Source organism: Parcubacteria group bacterium, assembly GCA_041660065.1.
GTDB lineage: Bacteria > Patescibacteriota > Minisyncoccia > Moranbacterales.
In genome coordinates this window covers 15,174-35,611 of the sequence record JBAZXC010000005.1, presented here as the reverse complement: position 1 = coordinate 35,611, position 20,438 = coordinate 15,174, and the positions used below count along the sequence as shown (strand labels likewise).

At 41.2% G+C, this 20,438-nt stretch carries 20 protein-coding genes; 15 read left to right on the top strand and 5 right to left on the bottom strand.

Annotation, left to right across the window (positions count from 1 at the left end):
• Positions 1-85 precede the first annotated feature (85 nt).
• Together WC819_05295 and WC819_05290 are read right to left on the bottom strand one after the other, a co-directional pair.
• On the bottom strand, positions 86-739 hold the full coding sequence (locus WC819_05295; protein MFA5986733.1) for a class I SAM-dependent methyltransferase: 654 nt from the start codon (positions 737-739) through the stop codon (positions 86-88).
• A 67-nt stretch (positions 740-806) separates the two neighbouring features.
• Positions 807-1,181 (bottom strand): hypothetical protein, encoded by a 375-nt coding sequence (locus WC819_05290; protein ID MFA5986732.1) that lies wholly within the window; start codon positions 1,179-1,181, stop codon positions 807-809.
• 232 nt (positions 1,182-1,413) lie between these two features.
• Here WC819_05290 and WC819_05285 point away from each other — a divergent pair, with 232 nt between their 5' ends.
• The gene (locus WC819_05285; GenBank protein ID MFA5986731.1) at positions 1,414-2,151 is read left to right on the top strand and encodes a helix-turn-helix domain-containing protein; all 738 of its coding nucleotides are present in this window, start codon (positions 1,414-1,416) and stop codon (positions 2,149-2,151) included.
• 182 nt (positions 2,152-2,333) lie between these two features.
• Here WC819_05285 and WC819_05280 read toward each other — a convergent pair whose 3' ends face one another.
• Positions 2,334-3,080 (bottom strand): peptidylprolyl isomerase, encoded by a 747-nt coding sequence (locus WC819_05280; protein MFA5986730.1) that lies wholly within the window; start codon positions 3,078-3,080, stop codon positions 2,334-2,336.
• A gap of 39 nt (positions 3,081-3,119) precedes the next feature.
• A complete protein-coding gene (gene tsaE, locus WC819_05275; GenBank protein ID MFA5986729.1) occupies positions 3,120-3,542 on the bottom strand; it encodes a tRNA (adenosine(37)-N6)-threonylcarbamoyltransferase complex ATPase subunit type 1 TsaE in 423 nt (140 codons plus the stop codon).
• A 100-nt stretch (positions 3,543-3,642) separates the two neighbouring features.
• Between tsaE and WC819_05270 the strand changes: the two genes are divergently transcribed.
• Positions 3,643-4,797, top strand: a complete 1,155-nt coding sequence (locus tag WC819_05270) for a hypothetical protein (GenBank protein ID MFA5986728.1) — start codon at positions 3,643-3,645, stop codon at positions 4,795-4,797.
• 145 nt (positions 4,798-4,942) lie between these two features.
• Positions 4,943-7,963, top strand: a complete 3,021-nt coding sequence (locus WC819_05265; GenBank protein ID MFA5986727.1) for a GspE/PulE family protein — start codon at positions 4,943-4,945, stop codon at positions 7,961-7,963.
• A gap of 44 nt (positions 7,964-8,007) precedes the next feature.
• Here the strand turns inward: WC819_05265 and WC819_05260 are convergent, their stop codons facing one another.
• Positions 8,008-8,811 carry a hypothetical protein gene (locus WC819_05260; GenBank protein MFA5986726.1) on the bottom strand — a complete coding sequence of 268 codons (804 nt, stop codon included), beginning with the start codon at positions 8,809-8,811 and terminating at the stop codon, positions 8,008-8,010.
• 424 nt (positions 8,812-9,235) lie between these two features.
• Between WC819_05260 and ruvB the strand changes: the two genes are divergently transcribed.
• From ruvB to WC819_05200, 12 genes are all read left to right on the top strand, one after another.
• Positions 9,236-10,252, top strand: coding sequence for a Holliday junction branch migration DNA helicase RuvB (gene ruvB / locus WC819_05255; protein ID MFA5986725.1), 1,017 nt, complete (start codon positions 9,236-9,238; stop codon positions 10,250-10,252).
• A 16-nt stretch (positions 10,253-10,268) separates the two neighbouring features.
• Positions 10,269-10,493: a hypothetical protein gene (locus WC819_05250; protein MFA5986724.1), complete on the top strand. Its 225-nt coding sequence runs from the start codon at positions 10,269-10,271 to the stop codon at positions 10,491-10,493.
• A 5-nt stretch (positions 10,494-10,498) separates the two neighbouring features.
• Positions 10,499-11,050 carry a PH domain-containing protein gene (locus WC819_05245; protein ID MFA5986723.1) on the top strand — a complete coding sequence of 184 codons (552 nt, stop codon included), beginning with the start codon at positions 10,499-10,501 and terminating at the stop codon, positions 11,048-11,050.
• Positions 11,051-11,174: 124 nt separating this feature from the next.
• Complete coding sequence (locus WC819_05240) at positions 11,175-12,131, top strand: lamin tail domain-containing protein (protein MFA5986722.1); 957 nt, start codon at positions 11,175-11,177, stop codon at positions 12,129-12,131.
• A gap of 55 nt (positions 12,132-12,186) precedes the next feature.
• On the top strand, positions 12,187-13,698 hold the full coding sequence (locus WC819_05235; protein MFA5986721.1) for a lamin tail domain-containing protein: 1,512 nt from the start codon (positions 12,187-12,189) through the stop codon (positions 13,696-13,698).
• 83 nt (positions 13,699-13,781) lie between these two features.
• Positions 13,782-14,480, top strand: coding sequence for a YebC/PmpR family DNA-binding transcriptional regulator (locus tag WC819_05230; protein MFA5986720.1), 699 nt, complete (start codon positions 13,782-13,784; stop codon positions 14,478-14,480).
• Between the two features lie 35 nt (positions 14,481-14,515).
• Positions 14,516-15,025 carry a crossover junction endodeoxyribonuclease RuvC gene (gene ruvC / locus WC819_05225; GenBank protein MFA5986719.1) on the top strand — a complete coding sequence of 170 codons (510 nt, stop codon included), beginning with the start codon at positions 14,516-14,518 and terminating at the stop codon, positions 15,023-15,025.
• The gene (locus tag WC819_05220; protein ID MFA5986718.1) at positions 15,018-15,710 is read left to right on the top strand and encodes a 7TM domain-containing protein; all 693 of its coding nucleotides are present in this window, start codon (positions 15,018-15,020) and stop codon (positions 15,708-15,710) included. Before ruvC ends, WC819_05220 begins: the two co-directional genes overlap by 8 nt.
• 11 nt (positions 15,711-15,721) lie before the next feature.
• Positions 15,722-17,131, top strand: a complete 1,410-nt coding sequence (locus WC819_05215) for a sugar-transfer associated ATP-grasp domain-containing protein (protein ID MFA5986717.1) — start codon at positions 15,722-15,724, stop codon at positions 17,129-17,131.
• Between the two features lie 6 nt (positions 17,132-17,137).
• A complete protein-coding gene (locus tag WC819_05210) occupies positions 17,138-18,097 on the top strand; it encodes a YheC/YheD family protein (protein ID MFA5986716.1) in 960 nt (319 codons plus the stop codon).
• Positions 18,098-19,147 carry a glycosyltransferase gene (locus WC819_05205; protein ID MFA5986715.1) on the top strand — a complete coding sequence of 350 codons (1,050 nt, stop codon included), beginning with the start codon at positions 18,098-18,100 and terminating at the stop codon, positions 19,145-19,147.
• A gap of 38 nt (positions 19,148-19,185) precedes the next feature.
• Entirely contained in the window at positions 19,186-20,412 is a 1,227-nt protein-coding gene (locus tag WC819_05200) for an ATP-grasp domain-containing protein (GenBank protein ID MFA5986714.1), read from the top strand.
• Positions 20,413-20,438: the final 26 nt, after the last annotated feature.

The following is a 20,438-nucleotide window of genomic DNA, read 5'->3' as shown; positions in this document are numbered from 1 at the left end:
TTGTGCAAAAAAGTCTTCGCAATTTTTTGCATCTTTTAAAAATAAAAGCCCCGCTGATGCATTGCATCAACGGGGTGTGAACGTATTATTTCAATACATACATCTCATAAATCGGTTTGTCTATCTCTTCAGATTGGAAATCTTTTATCTCCACAATATATAGACCAACCATTGCACACATTTCTTTCATTTCTTCTCTCCCGATTACATAATCATCAAACTCAATAGACCTCCCATTGACCAATTTGGCCTTAAGTCTCACTTTATCATCCGCCAGCCTATAGCTAGAAAGAGATTCTGAGTTAAAATCAGTTCCCACCAAATCAGCATTGGTGTTGACCACATAAGCAATTCCTTCTTCAGTTTTTATTTCTTTTATCTTTTCGAGGATTTTTATCCTATCTGAAAAAGGAACGGTGGTTAAGATGTTGATCAACAAGATGGTTTGAAACTTTTTGTTCGTTTCAAATGAGACAAAATCCGCTTGATCAAAATCGAATCGATCAGTGCTTTCCAATTGGCTATTCAGATCAACTCCTGATACTTTATAGCCCCTCGCACATAGAATTCCCGAGAAATATCCCGTACCGCAACCAACATCTAAAATAGACTCTTTCACATCAACTTTTTCAAAATACGGTCTCAGCAATTTATCTTTCAAAACTGTTGGTACTCCATATTTCTTCAGTATCTCCGACCAATTTATTCTATTTTTTGAATTTTCCATTTTTAATTCCATATTTTTATAATTAAACCCCGCCGATGCATTTGCATCAGCGGGGTGTGAACGTAAACATTACAGAGATTTAATAAAGTCCTAGGGACTTTATTTTGAAAAGTGTATTTCTGATATCCTCTGTCGAGGATGCTTCAATACGTTTTTCCAACTCTATGTTGCATGCATAGCATGTACCTTTTTCACCAATTCTACAGGTGTGGAACTGACCTGATTTTATAACATTGAATTTCAAGAAGAGTTTTTTCACAAGATCCTCATGAACATATGCTGCCCATATTATGAGCAACTTCCTTTCCTCTCCTTTCAACAGTCTATTAACTGCTTCAAAGAAGAGCTCTCTCCTCCCGCAACAATCACCCATGCAGGTGATTTCATACTTTCCGTTGCGGGAGAACACAACGTGTACTTCTTCTTCCATATAAATCAGATCTATTCTTTCCATTTTATTCCTCCTTGGGAATTATTTTCATTCAGTTTTTAAAGATCCTCAAGTCTCAAAACTCTTTCTTAACTTGACTGTGTAGTATAACATAAAAATTGACTTTTGTCATTATAAATGCCTGGTGTGACAAAATTATAATTTAGAATATCATAAAAATACCTTATTTATTGACTTTTTTTGTATATATGATATAATAAATGTGTTGTCATTTCCGATGACACTATTTACATCTATGCTTTACAAACAACTATCAGACGCCGGACTCACTGAAACAGAGGCCAAAATCTATTTGGCCGCTTTGGAGTTGGGCGAGGCCTCGGTGAGCAGGATCGCTACCAAATCAGACATCAAGAGAACCACGGTCTATCTCTCATTGGAAAACCTGATGAAAAAAGGCCTTATGAGTGCCATCAAAAAAGGTGGCAAAATCCATTATTTTTCTGAAGACCCTCGCAATCTGGAACGCGTGATGGACGAAAGAAAAAAACATATTTCCGATCTCATGCCCCAACTTCTCTCCTTTGCCAATTTCATCGACAAAAAGCCGACCATTCGCTATTTTGAAGAAACCGCTGGGATAAAGGAGGTCTTGAAAGATGCACTCAACTATCCCAAAAAAGAAATTTGCGTCATGTATTATGATGCGTATACGTCTAATTTTGACGAAGATTTTTTCTCTGAATATTTTATTCCCGAGAGGATTAAAAAAAGGATTTCTGTAAGAAAACTATTGCCACAAAGTGAAAAATTAAGTCCATTTGATAAAACAAATTCAGAATTCTTACAAAAATCACGATGCCTGTCTACTGACATTTTCAATATTGAGATAGAGATCATGATCTATGGCAGTGACAAAGTAAGCATTTTATCCTTTGAAGAAAAATTCGCACTGATCATTGAGAGTCGAAAGATCCATGCCAGTCTGAAAAGTATTTTTGAAACCATGTGGTCGATCGGCCAAGAATATTAATATTGACTTTCAAAAAAAAGAGCGACGTGCATCACTGTGCGTCGTTTTTATTTTCTAATAAGTTTTCTTAGTACTTACCAAGATTCTTTTTATAAATACTCACCGCTAAAATGAAAGGAGCAGGTTATAAACCTGCTCCTGCAAAATCACTACACGTCGTTTTTATATTCTTACAATTTCACTTATTGCACACTCACATCAACACTTGTGATCACCACATCATCGACTGGTTTGTCTTGTGCGCCGGTTGGTACCCCTTGAATCGCTAGAGCAACATCCAGTCCACTCGTCACTTCCCCAAACAGCGTATAAAGTGGTGGCAAGCCCACACCAGCGTCCCCTGTCACGATAAAGAATTGACTACCGTTGGTATTTGGTCCGGCGTTTGCCATTGCGAGTGAGCCGATCTTGTATGCACCGGCTTGTGGAAGTTCATCAGCAAATTTGTACCCAGGACCGCCTGTACCCGTGCCTGTCGGGTCACCTCCTTGGATCATGAAATCTTTGATCACACGATGAAAAATTACACCGTCATAAAACCCTTTTTGCGCAAGTGTACAAAAATTTGCCACGGTAACCGGCGCATCTGCATTATGAAATGACACGGTAATATCCCCTTTGCTTGTTTTGATCGTTGCGCTTTTACATGTTTGCGCGAGATCCATATTGATCTGCGATGGAACGTTTTGCATAGTTGTTTGTGAATTATTGTCTGCTGATAATGTTTCATTTAACCTCTTGTTTTCTGCTTCGGTCGCACTTGCAATCTTTTCGCGCGACGACTTATTGACAGCTGCCATTGTATCAATATATCCCTTAGCCTTCTGCGTTTCTTGTTGTGATTGATCTGTTGTTGCTTCCTGTTGTTTACATCCGGTGAGGATCATACACCCACCGAGCAAAACAACTGCCGCTATGGTTCTTTTCATATATGTTACTTAGTGATTTATCATTTTTTCATTTACTGATTACATAATATACCTACGCGTTTTTTCATCGATCCATTCACACGAGATTTTTATCGCGTCAGCCGGCAAAATATCGGCAATGCGCTCTGGCCATTCGACAATTATGAGATTTTGACGATCGCTGATCATCTCTTGCCATCCCAATTCTATCATATCATGACTGCCGATGCGATATGTATCAATATGATATACGCGCTTCTTGCCGTATGCATCGATATCATACTGTTTTATGATCGTAAATGTCGGACTGGTATACGGACCCTCTGCACCACAATACTCCAAAATCCCCTGTGCTAAAGTCGTTTTGCCACTACCAAGCTCACCCTGCAAACAAATTATGGTGGTTTTATCAGGCAAATTTTCAATAATATCTCGCGCAAATGCATGCGTTTGCGCAATTGACGTTGAAATAATCGTTTTCATACTTCATAGAATACGACATTTTGACCGGAGAATCAATTGTTTGACAAAGCAATCATCCGTTGATACTCTGTAATATCACCTAAATAAACGACAAACAGCCATGTCCAAAGATGTTGTCAAACAATTTGATAAACTGTTAAATAACAGTTCTCACGTCCTCATTCTTTTGCCGGAAAGCCCAAAGCATGACTTGTTTTGTTGCGCCCTGGCTTTGACGCATTTTTGTGAGGTAAAAAGTATCACCACAACAATTGCCTATTCCGATCCATTTGAAGAAACTGCGTCACTCAACTTTCTTCCCCGTGCAAAAAACTCTTCGATCGTTCATTCTATCTCCGGCTCTCGTGATCTCATCCTTTCTTTTAATACAAAATACAACAAAATCCTCAATGTACAAACAGAACCGGGTGAGGACACGCTCAATATTCGCATCACACCAGAGCATGGCATGGTTGATTCTCGCGATTTTTCATTTCTCCCTGGCAAGTTTCCCTATGACATCATCATCGCCATTGGTGCTATTGAAAAAGAATCCATGGGAAAGATCTATGATGATATGCCGGATATTTTTTATGAAATTCCAATCATCAATATCGACAACAAAAGTGCCAATGAACAATATGGCCAAGTGAATATCGTCAATGCTGTCGCATCCTCTGTATCAGAAGTTGTCGGTGATGTCCTCGAGAAATTACCCAGCACAAAAATTCCCAAAACCTGTGCGCAATGCCTCCTTGCCGGCATCATCAGTGAAACAAACAGTTTTCAAAATCACAACACCACACCGCATGCATTGACGCTAGCAAGTCACCTGATCGAGCTTGGCGCAGATCAGCAGATTATCATTCACAACCTCTATCGCAATCAGACTTTCTCTCTCTTACAATTGTGGGGACGCACGATGAAAAATCTCACCACACTGCCCTGTCATAAACAAATCGTCATCTCAACGATCACACATCAAGATCGTATACAGACAAAAGCAGAAAAACACCAATTGCACGCGATCTTGAAAAAAATGAAACAAAATTACCCATCAGGCAAAATATTTCTTCTCGTGTATGAAAATGACGATCACACATTTTGTGCGTTGATCGACACAAAAAATGCAAACCTTGCATTGGAAGAAACGCTCGATGGTATCACGGTTCTCGAAGAGTATAACTACGAGCTACCCCTTGCAGCACATTCAACAGAAGAAATCCATACAGATATGTGTGATCTCCTTATGCCATATATCTCCCTTCTTAATTAAACATCCTCATCGCTTTCACTTCTCAAAAAAAACTGCTAAAATAAGGACATCTTATTCTGTGACATAATGATGGTCTCTTGTAATTTTTGCAGATTTTCATCATTGCTATATCCCTTTTTGTTCGTAAATAAAAAAATCAAAAAATATGGTCATCATCACACACCCTGACGAGCAAGCCGAGAAACTTCACGCAAGAGAAACCGAACGCACCCTGCAACATCTCCAATCAAAAAGTCAGGAAGAATTTGCTTCCTACACCGCAAAAAGACTCGGCCTCCCTTATATCGATCTCAACATCACCCCAATCTCTAGTGATGATGTTTCCACGATCAAAGAAGATGTCGCCAAACAATATCAGGTTGCAGCGTTCCACTCATCAGGAAAATTTCTCAAACTCGGCAGCCCTAATCCGGAAAACCCCGAGCTTCACCAACTCATTGCAGATTTGCGTGACACAAAAGGATGGGACGTGGAGCTGTTTGTGATCTCTCATGATTCTTTTGAAAAATTACTGCGTCAATACAAAAATGCGTATTTTATTGACGCAATCGACACAATGCGTCTAACGCTTACAGGAAAAGATCTCGAGGAATTTGAACAAGGTCTCGGACAATTATTGCGACTCAAAGAAAATATTGACGAATTACCCACAACCGAGGTGCTCAATATTATTTTTTCCGGCGCAGTCAAGCTTCTTGCAAGCGACATTCATCTTGAACCACAAAAGGAATCTGTGCACATGCGTTATCGCATCGATGGTGTACTGCAAGACATTACCACCATCCCACATCACACGCACAAACTATTGACCAACCGTATCAAACTCATGAGCAAAATGCGGATCAATATCCGCGATGAGGCGCAAGATGGTCACTTTACTTCTGAGCTTGATGGCACGACGCAAATTGATGTCCGTGTATCCACAATTCCGGGTAAGGAATTTGAGGGTATCGTACTTCGTCTTTTGCGCAGTGATAGCATTACCGTAGACATCAATACTCTCGGCCTCGCAGGAAAAGCCTTTGAGGATATCCAAAAAAATATCGCCAAAAATGCCGGCATGATTCTCACAACAGGTCCAACAGGATCCGGCAAGACGACAACACTTTATACGCTTATCAACCACATCAAAACGGCAGAGACAAAGATCATCACGATCGAGGATCCGATCGAGTATCAGATCGAAGGCATCTCCCAGACGCAAATTTCGAAAGAGCATGGCTATACTTTTGCCAGAGGATTGCGCGCAATTGTGAGGCAAGACCCTGATGTCATTCTCGTCGGTGAGATCCGCGATGATGAAACAGCTGACGTTGCTGTGAACGCCGCTCTCACCGGTCATCTCGTGCTTTCCACACTACACACCAATAACGCCATTGCAACGATCCCTCGTCTCATGGAGCTCGGTGTCAAACCAACGCTCATCCCATCTGCAACAAATGTCTTTATGGCACAACGTCTTGTGCGTACCCTGTGCGAAAACTGCAAAGAACAATACGTGCCGGCGCAAGAGACCATCGAGATGTTCATGAAAATGGTAGCTCTCATTTCGCCAAAAGCAAAGTTGGAAATCCCAAAACAAATCACTTCCATATATCGCGCTGTCGGATGTGATCAATGCCATAACACAGGCTATAAGGGTCGCATCGGCATTTTTGAGGTTCTTACCATGACCAGCACAATTGAACAAATGATCCTTGATCTCGCAAGTGAGACTGAGATCATGAAATCAGCAATTGAAGACGGTTTGGTCACGATGACACAAGATGGTGTTTTGAAAGCATTAAAAGGACAAACAACGATCGAGGAGATTATGCGAGTCACGACTGAAGGAGAACTCATCGAAAAACTTTATGAAGACCTCATGTCGCAATCTCTTGCACATGGCATTTTTGTCAAAAATGAGATCCAAAATCTTGCCGGCGCCAATGCGCAAAATTTTACTGCCATCGACGCCTGTGTCAACAAAGCTGATGACAATGATGTTCTCCCCGTGATCCTCGCCTATGGATCAACGCTCAAATCAAGTGATATCCACATTGAGCCGCAGGAAGATTTTGTCGATATCCGTATGCGTGTCGATGGCGTATTGCAATCCATCGCCCATATGCCGATCATCAGTTACCCCCTTCTTCTCAGCAAGATCAAGGTCATCAGCAACATCCCTACGACAATTCGCCAAGGTGTTTCCGACAGTCGTTTCCGCATTCTTTATGAAAAGGAAGATGCAACGGAAAATCATGTGGATGTGCGTGTTTCGATCATCGTCGGCGGTTATGGCGAGACAGTTGTGTTGCGCCTCCTCAACAGAGAAACTGTCAACATCGACTTGCATACAATTGGCATCCGTGATTACAATCTCGACCGCATCATGTCACAAGCACATAAACCATACGGCATCATCCTCAACACAGGTCCGACAGGCTCCGGTAAAACCACAACACTGTACAGCGTCTTGCGTGAGATCAGCAACCCTGACATCAAGATCATCACCATCGAAGATCCGATCGAATATCAGCTCGATGGTATTTTGCAAACACAGATCGATAAAAAGGCCGGCTATACATTTGCTTCTGCACTTCGCGCCCTCCTCCGTCAAGATCCCGATGTGATGTTGGTTGGTGAAATCCGCGATGAAGAAACGGCGGAAACAGCAGTCAATGCCGCACTTACAGGTCATCTCCTCATCTCTTCGCTTCACACCAACGATGCCGTTGGTGCTGTACAGCGCCTCATCCGCCTCGGCATTGGCACTGACGACCTCACTACCGCCGTCAATGCCTTTATCGCCCAGCGTCTCGTACGTACGCTCTGTGAATGTAAAAAAGATCGTCCGGTAACGGAAGAAGAAAAAATCATGATCACAAAAACACTTGAAGGCATTTCACCGGTTGTCGCAATTCCACGCCCCCAGACAGAAAAAATCTTCATCCCGGGCGGATGTCCAAAGTGTAATGGCATCGGGTATAAAGGCCGTACCGTCGTATCGGAAGTATTTATCATGGACGACGATTTGCGCGAACTGATCGCTCACGGCGCAATGATGGCAGATCTCAAGAAAAAAGCGATCGAAAAAGGCATGCTCACCATGGAGCAAGACGCTCTCCTCAAAGTCCTTGAAGGCGCCACAACCCTTGAGGAAGCCAAACGCGTTACAACGCTGTAAACAAAACAAAAACTGATTACCTTATGTAATCAGTTTTTTATTGTTTACTTCTCCAGCTCCGGACGATCGATTTGCCCGTCGCGCACATTTTTGTGATGAGGATCTTGCACAGATCCATTCATTTCTTCTACATATTCATGGTAATTGCCATACACGACATTTTCGATATTTTTACCATTTTGACCGACCAAAAACGGCTTCAACATTTTCATAGTAAAGTGTGTTGCGTTATATTCTTTTTTGAGCATAGCATCCTGAGAATCCATATTTTCCACATTACTATCCATACCGCTACTTTCCCACACATGTCCAATTTTGTGCAACAATTCCACAATGTCGAGAAGTGACGTCATGTTACCCATAACATAAATATTTTTATTTGCCTCGTCCGTTGCCACGGAGTGCTTGTCTTGTGCAAGCGAAGGACAAAAAAATATTTTGTAATGACGCATTTCCGGCATGATCTTGGTGAAATCTTTTTCCTCTTGTCCATTATTCACAACAAAACGATCCAACCGTTGCCATTCTTCAGCATTTGGCAATTCCCGCACGCTTACATCATTCTTACTGTTGCCAAGACCATGTTCATTTTTGCGTTTAAACTCGGCAAGTTCATCCGCCTCTCTCTGATCCAAGTTCGTTTTTTGTATCGTGATCTTTGCATTTTCCGCAGACAGTTTTGTTTCACCATCCTCACCCTCTTCCACCGCTAGCGGTTTTTCCAACTGTTTCTTTGCATTACGTCGATCTTCTGGTGTAACATACGGGATATCCATTTGACCCTCTTGAATGTTTTGTTCCACAAAATTATGCGGGATCTTTTCTCCATTTTCACCTGAATTATTCATACATATTGTTTTTAAAAATATTCTTAATTATATCATGCTGTATAAATGTCATGTAAAAAACCCCGCCAAAGTGGCGGGGTTTATTTGCTGTTTGTTGCTGTTTTTGTATCTGTAGACAGTTGCTACCTCCTTAGTTGAAACCGTAGGCAGCATACCCGCATGGTCGATGACGCATGCGGGGAGAAGAAGCATCGAGGAGAGCCGCAGCCGAAACCACAAGAACCCGATCTGGACGAACATCTTCCGATATGAGCTTCAAAGATAGAAAAGCCCATAGTTGTGCCTACAGATACAAAAACATCAATTTTTAAACACATCCTAACAGGACTTACTATCTTAGCATACCTTTGAAATCCTGTCAAGAGGTGCTACAATATACTACGTAGAACCCTTACTTTTCCTTTCTTAAAAAGCAAAAACGGCTATGACACTTATTACGCATGATCACAGCGCAGAGAGCGACACGCAACCACAAGAACCGGCAATTCCGAGTGAATTCACCATTGATTATACACTTCGTCCACAAAAACTTAGTGAATACGTCGGACAAGAAAAGATCAAAAAACAACTCCGCATCTTCCTCGACGCCGCAAAAAAGCGCAAAGAACCGCTAGAACACATCCTCCTCTACGGACCGCCGGGGCTGGGCAAAACGACACTTGCCAACATCATTGCGCGCGAGATGAATGTCAATATCAAAACGACATCCGGACCGGCAATCGAACGCGTCGGCGATCTCGGATCGATTCTCACCAACATGCAAGATGGCGATGTACTTTTTATCGATGAGATCCACCGCCTCAACAAAGTAGTTGAGGAGGTGCTCTATCCGGCAATGGAAGATCACAAACTCGATCTCATCGTAGGCAAAGGACCCAGTGCACAGGCATTGCAGATCGATCTGCCAAAATTCACCCTCATTGGTGCAACAACGCGCATGGGCAATCTCACAGGACCGCTTCGCGATCGTTTTGGCGTGATCCATCGCTTGGAATTCTATAAACAAGAGGATATTGAGAGGATCATTGCACGCAGTGCATCGATTCTCACATGTGCGATCGATGATGCCGGCGCTCTCTGTCTTGCGCGTGCCGCACGCCAGACACCGCGCATCGCCAATCGCCTCTTAAAGCGTGCCCGCGACTGGGCAGAAGTGCATGAACATGATGTGATCAATGCCCATGTCGCCCAACAAGCGCTCGAGATGCTTGATATCGATGACAATGGTCTTGAGCCGACTGATCGGGAGTTTTTGACACTTATTATCGACAAATTCAACGGCGGTCCCGTTGGCATCCAGACAATCGCCAATGCACTTTCAGAGGAAGTTCAAACCATTGAGGATGTTTATGAGCCATATCTCATGCAAAGAGGCTTTCTTGAACGTTCTCCGCGCGGACGCATCGTGACCGATCATGGCTATGCCCAATTAAAACGCTAACTCATCATAAAATCTTATGCTACTCCTTTTTGCCATCATCTATATCCTCTTTGTTCTCACAATTATGCTCGCAAGTTTTTTTATTGTTACGCGACTACAAGAATACTCCATCAACCCATCCTTTACCAAGCCACTCATCATCTTTTTTATTGTGACAACGATTGCCCTTGTGATCGTCAATTTTTCTCTTTTTGTTTCTATTCCTTTTGATGAGATCTTTTCTAGCAGTAATTTATATTAAAAAATATGAAACCATTGGATTATTATTTCACATCGCAAAATCCGAATGAACAGATCATTCGCATCATTCATAGACACTGGTTCAACATCGTGATCCAATTCATGCCCATTTATGCGCTTTTGGGAACAATGTTTCTTAGTATCATATTATATCCCTATATTTTTACAGAATTCATCGATGAAGGCGCCAAAACACTTTTTTATTTTCTCCAAACATTCTTTGCGCTTCTTATGTGGATTTACGGTTTTGTCATTTGGTTTGATTATTATCTCGACATTTGGATCATGACCACAGAACGCATCGTCAACGTCGAACAAAAAGGTCTCTTTTCTCGACAAGTGAGCGAGCTTAAATATCGTTCGATCCAAGATGTGTCCACAGAAGTCAAAGGCTTTTTCCCCACAATTTTTAATTTTGGCGATTTGACTGTGCAAACTGCTGCTGAACAATCCCGTTTTATATTCCGTTCTGTCGGCAACCCTTATGAAATCAAATCGCAAATTGTTACACAACAACGCAAAAAGAGCTTGGAGCAAATTACCGGTAGTGGCATGTGAGATCTTTTATTGACACTGCACATCAAAAGCCGTAAATACGGCTTTTTTTGACAATTATATTATTTTTGCTAAGATAAAAAACCATGCAAAAACAAAAAGATGTTTCCTGTTTATAATTTTTTTTATGCGCATAGTCTTTCGTGTCATTTTGTTTGTTTTGCTCATTGGCATACCGCCATTCTATACATGTGCTGACACGCCCACATCAACCGATCCGCCCGTTTCAGTTCCTCCTATTCAAGAGACACCAACACCAAAAAATGATCTTCCTCTCACAATGGAAGAGAGAGAAGAAGTGTCCCCTTCTGAACAGCTGCCCTCAATCCCATTGGAAGAAGGCGCCCCTTCATCACCGCTTGATACAATCCTCGATCCCACAGAAACGCCAACACCGCCAACACCCAATGAACCACAAAAAATTCTTACAGAAAAAACTGCAAGATCTTTGACTGCAGACGCTATCCGCATCAATGAAATTTTAGCAAACCCGTCCGGATCGGACACAGGCAATGAATTTATCGAATTATACAATGACAGCGATAGCACTGTCGATTTAAAAGATTGGGAAATCTATGATAAAACCGGCATCGCAAGTCCATCGAAGCGTTTCACATTTGGCAATATCATACTAGCGCCACACGACTATCTCACACTGTACAATCAACGAGATTTTTCTTTTGTGCTCAACAACAGCGACGAAGAAATCTTTGTGGATAACGCGGACCACATCCGCATCGCACACTATGCATATACAACATCTCACGAGGGATTGTCGTGGAATTATGACGATTCGCAGTGGTATGAAGAATCTCCGACGCCACATGCAGAAAATATGGAAAATCCCCTCACAAAAGATTATCCCGCGCTCATGCTTAACGAGCTTCTCCCTGACCCGATCGACAATGAAGAAACTGATGAATTCATTGAGATCTACAATCCTTTTGATACATCTGCATCACTAGAAAATTGGATGATCAAAGATGCAACGGCAACTGGAACATATCTTTTTGGTGATGCGACAATCGATGCACATGCATATTTAGATCGTATATCGCAGCACATTCGGATTTGCGCTCAATAACAGTGGTGACGAAACAGTCTCACTCATCGCACCAAACGGTAAAACAATCTCTACTGTGTCGTACACACAAGCGCACGAGGGATTATCGCTGAATAACGCTCCTGATTGGTATTGGGCAGAAATGACTCCGGATACATCCAATACGCCAGATCCGCGAACACAATCATATCCGCAACTATTATTGAGTGAGATATTGCCAAATCCGCTTAATGACGAGGAAACCAACGAGTTTATTGAGATTTACAACCCCAATGATATTTCTGCTGATCTCAAAAATTGGACATTGCATGATGCCTCTTCTACCGGATCCTATACATTTACACACAGTACTATTATTGAAGCACACACTTACATTGTGATCTTCCGCACACAATTCATCTTTGCACTCAATAACAGCAATGAAACAATATCCCTTATCGCACCGAACGAAAAAATCGTCAGCACCACTTCATATCAATCCTCTCGAGAAAACCTTTCTTTTAATTTTGATCTCACAAACCAATCATGGCGCTGGAGCAAATTTCTCACGCCACAAAAGCCAAACGTCTTTAATAATCTTCCTATCCTTACAAAAACCGTCATACAAAAAATTGCCTACACAAATGTCTACGCGGATTTTTCAATACGTGCAACAGATATCGATGGTGAAAAATTAAAAGTACGCTGGGACTTTGGCGATGGCCACCGAAGCTATGTATGGGAAACGCGCCACAAATATGAAACTGCAGGAACATACTACGGCTCTGTGCGCGTGCAAGATGACAGCGAGGACATTGTGCAGAATTTTACCGTTGTTGTCACAAAATATCCAAAATATAAATTGAAAATTACAAAAATTGTCCCAAATCCTGCCGGCAAAGATACGGGCAATGAGTATCTTTTATTGCACAATGCAGAAAAAGATTCTCTCGATCTTTATGGATGGAGCATCGCGACCGGCTCAACAAAAAAGACGCTGGTCAATCATCCAATCAGTCAACATATTACGATCAAAAAAGGCGCCACAAAAATGATCACACATACATATGCCGCCATTACCCTCCCCAACAAAACCGGCGTGATCGAATTGCGCCGACCGGATGGATCCGTGTCCGATCACATATCTTATGGAGACACAACAGATACTATTTCCGATAATGCTACCTATGAGCTAATCGGCAACACATGGCAGTGGACCATCCCAAAAGATCGCGCAAAACAGCAGCAAACTCTTGCAATTATCATGCGCGCCATCGCCAATGAACAATTGCTCACACAACAAACTGCCGAGCAAACCATTGCCTACGATGCTATTTACAACCCTCACATGCACACCTCTTTCGCGCGCTCACAATTATCTTTTTTTGTTGTTCTTTTTGAAAAAATAAATGCATTGATCACACATACTCTCTCTGGCGTTGATAAAAAAATTGCAGAATTTGTCCCCTCGTTTTACAAACAACAGTATTTGTTTCCATCATACACACTCACACAAGATACAAATCGATGCGATATTCCCTCCATTGTGCCATCTGACGCATCTGTATATAATTTCTGCACAGGTACCCCAAAACATGACGTACAATAAAAAATCTTGCGCAAAAAATAAAAAAATGAGAATATAAAAACACTCAATCAATTTCACTATTAAACTCTTAGAAAAACTTCTCTATGTCAGGACATAATAAATGGTCGGGTATTAAACATCGCAAAGAAGCACAAGATACCAAACGATCAAAAGTGTTTACACGCATTGCCAAGATCATTGCCGTTGCTGTACAAAACGGCGGATCAGATGTGATTACAAACAATGCTCTACGCATCGCAATCGATCAAGCGCGCAAGACAAATATGCCAAAAGATAATATCGACCGTGCGATCAAGCGTGGCAGTGGCACAGATAGTGCGCGCATTGAGGAGGTTGTGTATGAGGCCATGGGTCCGGGTGGCGTTGCAATGATGATTGCCTGCGCCACGGACAACACCAATCGCACGCTCACAGAAATCAAAACTATTCTCAAAAAAAACAATGGAAAATTTGTACCAAGCGGAAGCGTCGCCTTTCAATTTGATTACGTTGGGTACATTGTCACTGCATCACAAGATGTTGACACGGCAGAAATGACGGCAATTGATGCTGGTGCTGATGACGTTTTTGTTGAGGATCATTCTGTAATCATTATTACCAAACCACAAGAATTACATGCCGTACTTTCACACATTACAGATGATGTTACCGAAGCAAAACTTGTCTATAATCCTACGCAAACAATACAATTAAGTGAAAATGATAAAGGTGCATACAAAAAACTGTATGACCTCATTGACAACCTTGACGATGTGGTGGAAATCTTTGACAACGTTGCTTAAATGTGCTATAGTTGAATGTTAAAAATAAAATTATGGTGCGTATACTAGGCATAGATCCCGGCACAGCAATTGTAGGATGGGGCGTGATCGATCATGATCCGCAAAAACTTTCCAACAAGGTTGTTGCCTATGGACACATTGAAACACTTTCGACACTGTCCGATGCTACACGACTTGCGGAAATCGTTTCAGGAATCACTGATCTGATCAATACATACAAACCACATGAGGCTGGACTCGAAACATTGTTTTATTTCAAAAATGCAAAAACGATCATCACTGTTGCGCAAGCGCGTGGCGTGATCCTACACACATGTTTTTCTCATAAACTCGTGATTGGTGAATACACGCCGCTACAAATCAAACAATCATTGACGGGATACGGCCGCGCAAATAAAAGCCAAATGCAAGAAATGATCAGAAACGTGTTAAAATTAAAAAAAGTTCCCACACCGGATGATACGGCCGATGCCCTTGCCGTTGCTCTTTGCCACAGTAACTCACGCAAATATTTACAAACAATTAATTTCCACACTTATGTATGAACCATATTATAATCCTCTGATCCATTTTTTATTGGCACAGCATGTTGAGATCTCAACGATCACACTTCTCTTGCTTTTTCCTGTGATCGTTACTGTCGTTGTTGTACTACGTCAAATTGTTGGCATCCAAGCGTTTGGTATTTATACGCCATCCATTATCACACTCGCATTCGTCTTTATCGGTCAACAGCGTTGGTCGGATATCAAATACGCCATCATGGTTTATGTGACCGTCATTTTTGTCGGCATGATGATGCGGTATGTTTTGAAAAAATTTCGTCTTCTCTACCTGCCTCGCGTTGCCATCACGCTCACCGTTGTCTCTTTCGCCGTTTTGGCAATTTTAGCATTTGGTGGTAGCACAGGTCGCACAGGGTTCTCTTCTGCGCCGGTTTTTCCCATTCTTATCATCATTATGCTTGTGGAAAAATTTGTAACCGTGCAAATTGAAAAAGGTTCTCGCACTGCACTCCTCCTTGCCGTTGAAACTCTTTTTATTGCTCTTGTCGGATATACGATCCTTTCTCCGACAACAATCATCGGACAAACGATCATCCGTTTTACACTCATCCACACATGGGTCGTGCTCCTCATTATCCCAATTAATCTCTTCATCGGAAAATGGACTGGATTGCGCTTGAGTGAATATCTCCGCTTTCGCGATGTGATCAAAAAAATTCAATAATATCTCTGCTCATGTTTACTTTGTTTTCCGCAAGCAAGAAGATCCTTGGGATGAATGCGCGCAACCTTACATACATTCGTCCAAATAATCGCAAAAAAGCCAAACGACTTGCTGATGAAAAAATCACATCAAAAAAATTACTCCGAAAAGCCGGGGTTCCCGTGCCACGATTGATCGCGCAGATTTCGTCACGCCGTACACTGGAAAATTTTGATTGGAGCATCTTACCATCAAGTTTTGTACTCAAACCAAATCGTGGCCTGGGCGGTGAAGGTATCATTGTGATCTATGGCAGAAAAAAAGGATCATTGGATACATGGGTACGGTCAAATGGCAGACCCGTCTCAATTGCCGATCTCAAAATGCATATTGGACATATCTTGGATGGTGAGTTTTCTCTTTCCGGTACGCCGGATATTGCTTTTTTTGAAGAACGTCTCAAACTATCAAAAGAATTCCGTCCATATGCATATAAGGGCATCCCTGATATCCGCGTCATTGTTTACAATAAAGTGCCTGTTATGGCGATGCTGCGCCTTCCAACCGAAGAATCCGACGGCAAAGCAAATCTCCAGCAAGGTGGCATTGGCGTTGGGATCGATATGGCACGCGGTGTAACAACAACAGCAGTACAAGGTAAATCTCGCATTGTGGAGTATGTGCCAAATACACGCCTCCTACTTTCCGGCATCAAAATCCCCCATTGGGATGAAATTCTCCATTTAGCGATCAAATCACAAATTGCGTCCGGACTCGGTTATCTCGGTGCTGACATTGCAATTGATCGCGATAATGGTCCCGTGATCCTGGAACTCAACGCACGCCCGGGACTCTCCATTCAAGTTGCAAACCTCGCAGGACTCAAGCGTCGCCTTGAGCGCGTAGAAGGCCTCAAGATCAATTCTATCGCTCGCGGTATTGCTGTGGGCAAAAATCTCTTTGGCGGTGAAATCGAGGAAGAGCTTGAGAGCGTTTCCGGAAAAAGCGTGATCGGCTCAGTAGAAAATGTGGAAATTATCGGCACAAATGATGCAAAAATCACAACGAAAGCAAAAATTGATACCGGAGCCTATTCTACATCCATAGATACAGAACTTGCGCGCAAACTTGGCTTTGGTTCAACTATTGATGCTTTTTCGAAAATTGATCTTGCAGGATACGACCTTGTTCCTCAAAATGAGCAGGTCATCAAAGACGATTTCATGCGAAAATATAAAAAGAATATTCCTCACATCACAGATATTGCGGTTGTTTTTTCTTCCAGTGGTGCATCGATCCGACCTGTAGTAAAAGCAGAAATTACTTTGGACAAAAGACGCATGACTGTTAGTATGAACATCATCGATCGTGAAAATCTCACATATGATATGATCATCGGAAAACGAAATCTCGGAAAATTTTTAATTGATGTAAGCAAATAAAACATTATGGCAAACAAAAAAATGATGGTCATTTACACCAGTAATGATTGGCATAAAAAAATACCAATTGCAAGCGATACCACAAGAGAATCTTTTGAAGATTGGCATGAGAGGGGCTTGTTAAATGGCGTAGAAATGTACCGAGCAAGTATTGATTGGTATGATGGAAAAACCAACGCCTTTAAAAAATCATGGGCATTTCGCAATAAAAAATGGATCAAAATAAAAACACCAATCACACCGGATCTTGTCTTTGACAAAATTTCCGGAAAATATGATTATGCGCTCTTTGATTTTAAAATGCTTCTTTCTCAAAAAACAAAGATTTTCAATCACCCTCTTTTTAGAACATTATTGGACAACAAGCTTTCCCAATACTTGATCTTTGGCGAATTTATGCCACGATCATTCTTGGCGACAAATAAAAAAGAAATGACGGAAGCACTTGCAAAAATTTCCTCCTCAAAAGTCGTTATAAAACCATTATATGGCTCTGGTGGTTTTGGTATAATCATTGATGAAAAAAATAAAATTCCAAAAAATAAAATTGTTTTTCCAGCATTAATCCAAGAATTCATCAAGAGTGAGAAAGGCATTCCCCACTTTTCAAAAAAAGATGAGGTGGCAGATCTGAGGTTAATATTTATCAATCACAAATTAGTCTATGCCCTCTCCAGGATCGCCAAAAGAGGTTCCCTTTTTACCAACTTTCATCAGGGCGCCTCAGCCGTTTTTGTTCCACGCAAAAATATTCCGCCGTCTATTCAAAAGATCGTCAAAAAGATCGTCAAAAAATTGTCCCTTTATCCTGAAGCCAATTATTCTTTAGATTTTATCTTTACAAATACAGGAAAACCGCTTCTTGTCGAAATGAATACTACGCCGGGATTTGATCTGCTACATCTCGTTGGAGATGAAAAGACAAAAGAAAAACACTTTCAAGAATTTATTAAAACGATTGTTTAAATGAAAAAATCTGTGCTAAAAATTGCAATGGTTGCACCTCCCTTTGGTGCCACTGGCGGACCGGAAGTCGTCGTAAAAAATTTAACAGATGCTCTTTTGGAAAAAGGAGTCGATGTAACTCTTTTTGCACCCGGAGATTGGAAAACAAAAGCAAAACACATTCACACATTACCGAAAAGCTTGTGGAACATGAAGGACTTTTCACAACAAACGGATAAGGAGAGAAGGAATTTGATCATCATCAGCCAATGCATGGTTTTACAATATCAAAATGACTTCGATATTATTCACCTCCACAATCAGAGATACGCAGCATCAGTTGCAAAATTATCACACACACCTTGTGTCATAACATTACACAATCCAATACAAAAAAGGGACAGTTACCAACTAAAGCGCAGTGGCGCGTATCCTGTAGCGCTTTCCAAAGGCAGAATGAATACACTGACTGGGTATGCGGACATTATTTCCAATGGCATTCCGATCAATACCGTTAAATATTCCTCAAAAAATGGCTCATATCTGATGACGCTTGGTCGCATAAATAAACACAAGGGATTTGATACAGCCATTCACCTCGCAAAAAAAAGTGACAAAAAACTGCTCATTTTTGGAAGAATCGGTAACTCTTTGGAGCGACAAAACTATTTTGATAAAAATATCAAACCGCATCTTGATAAAAATATCATTTATAAAGGAGAAGCTTCTCGCAAAGATGTGTTTGCATATGTAAAAAATGCTGAGGCGCTTTTGTGCCCTATTCGCACACCACTTTCTGTTTTTCCTCTGGTTGCAATGGAAGCATTGGCGTGTGGCACACCAGTCATCGGTTCATTCATCAATGCCTTACCGAAAAAAATGTATTTTGAGATGGAAAAAATCGGTTGTTTTTCAAATGATCCTGCTGATTTGCTCGCGGCCACAAAAAATATTGATCGCTTTGAAAGAGATGCCTGTCGCAAATTTGCCGAGAAATATTTTGATCGTTCTCTTATGGCCACACAATATATTGCCCTTTACAATAGAATCCTTAAGAAACCGTCAATCTGAAAAATCAGAGAGGTTTTTAATTAATTATTTTTTTATATATGATCATTATTTTGGGAATTGCTTCTCACGATTTTATGGAATATCTTTCTACAAGATCAATCCCTTATATTATTTGCGTCACGACCGAAAAGGAGCGTGAGAAAATGTCACTGTACCAAAATATTTTTCTTGTTGACATACGATCAAAAAATCAGTTTCTTCATACCCTGCGCACTATAAATTTTTCCGCACAACCGGTGGCAATCATAACATTTTATGAAAGATATGTGATTGCACGATCCTGGCTCGGTAACTTCTTGGGTATTCCCACAATTACAATCACGAGCGCAAAAATGGCAATTGATAAGATCCTTATGCGCAAAGCACTCACCGCATATGATCCAACAATGACCCCAAAATATAAAATCATCAATAACATCAATGATGTAAAACGTTTTGCAAAAAAAATTGGATTTCCTCTCATGATCAAACCGGCAAATCTGCAAAAAAGTCTTCTCGTCACAAAAGTGCTGTCAAATGATCACCTGGTTGCAAGTTACAATTTCATAAAAAAGACCATTACATCAATTTATAACAAAGAGCATCGCACACAAAAACCGCGCATCCTCATGGAAGAGTTTTTGCGCGGATCCATGCATTCCGTTCAAACATTTGCGCAAAAAAACGGGCATGTGACCGTTTTTGGCGATCCTGTTGATCTATTTGTCGCAAAGGATCGCGACATTGAAGATCATCATATTTTTGCACGGATCTCCCCATCAATCCTTTCGATCAAAAAAATAGCAAAGTTAAATCATGTTGCAAAAAAAGCAACGCGTGCGTTAGCATTTACAAATACACCCGGTCATGTTGAATTAATTTATACAAAAAAGGGTCCTATGGTAGTGGAAATCGGTCCACGCGTCGGCGGCTATCGCACACGACTATATCACATGTCTCAAGGATTGGATCTCAATGCTGCACTCATTGCAAATGCGCAAGGTAAAAAGATTTTTCAAAAAAATAAAAAGTGTATTTATACTGCTGTTATAGAACTTTTCCCAAAAAATGATGGGGGTTTCAAGAAAATCACGCATCTACAGGTATTAAAAAAACTTTCAAGTTATCACTATCACTCCATAAAAGCCATTCCTTCTCAAAAAGTCGGTTTGGCAAAAAACGGATATCGCACGGCATGTGTTATAATAATAAAAAATGCACACAAAGATCAATTTTTACAAGATTTTACATTTATTCGTGATCATATGCATGTGATCACCATATAGCTATGTCATCACCCGAAAGCACTTTT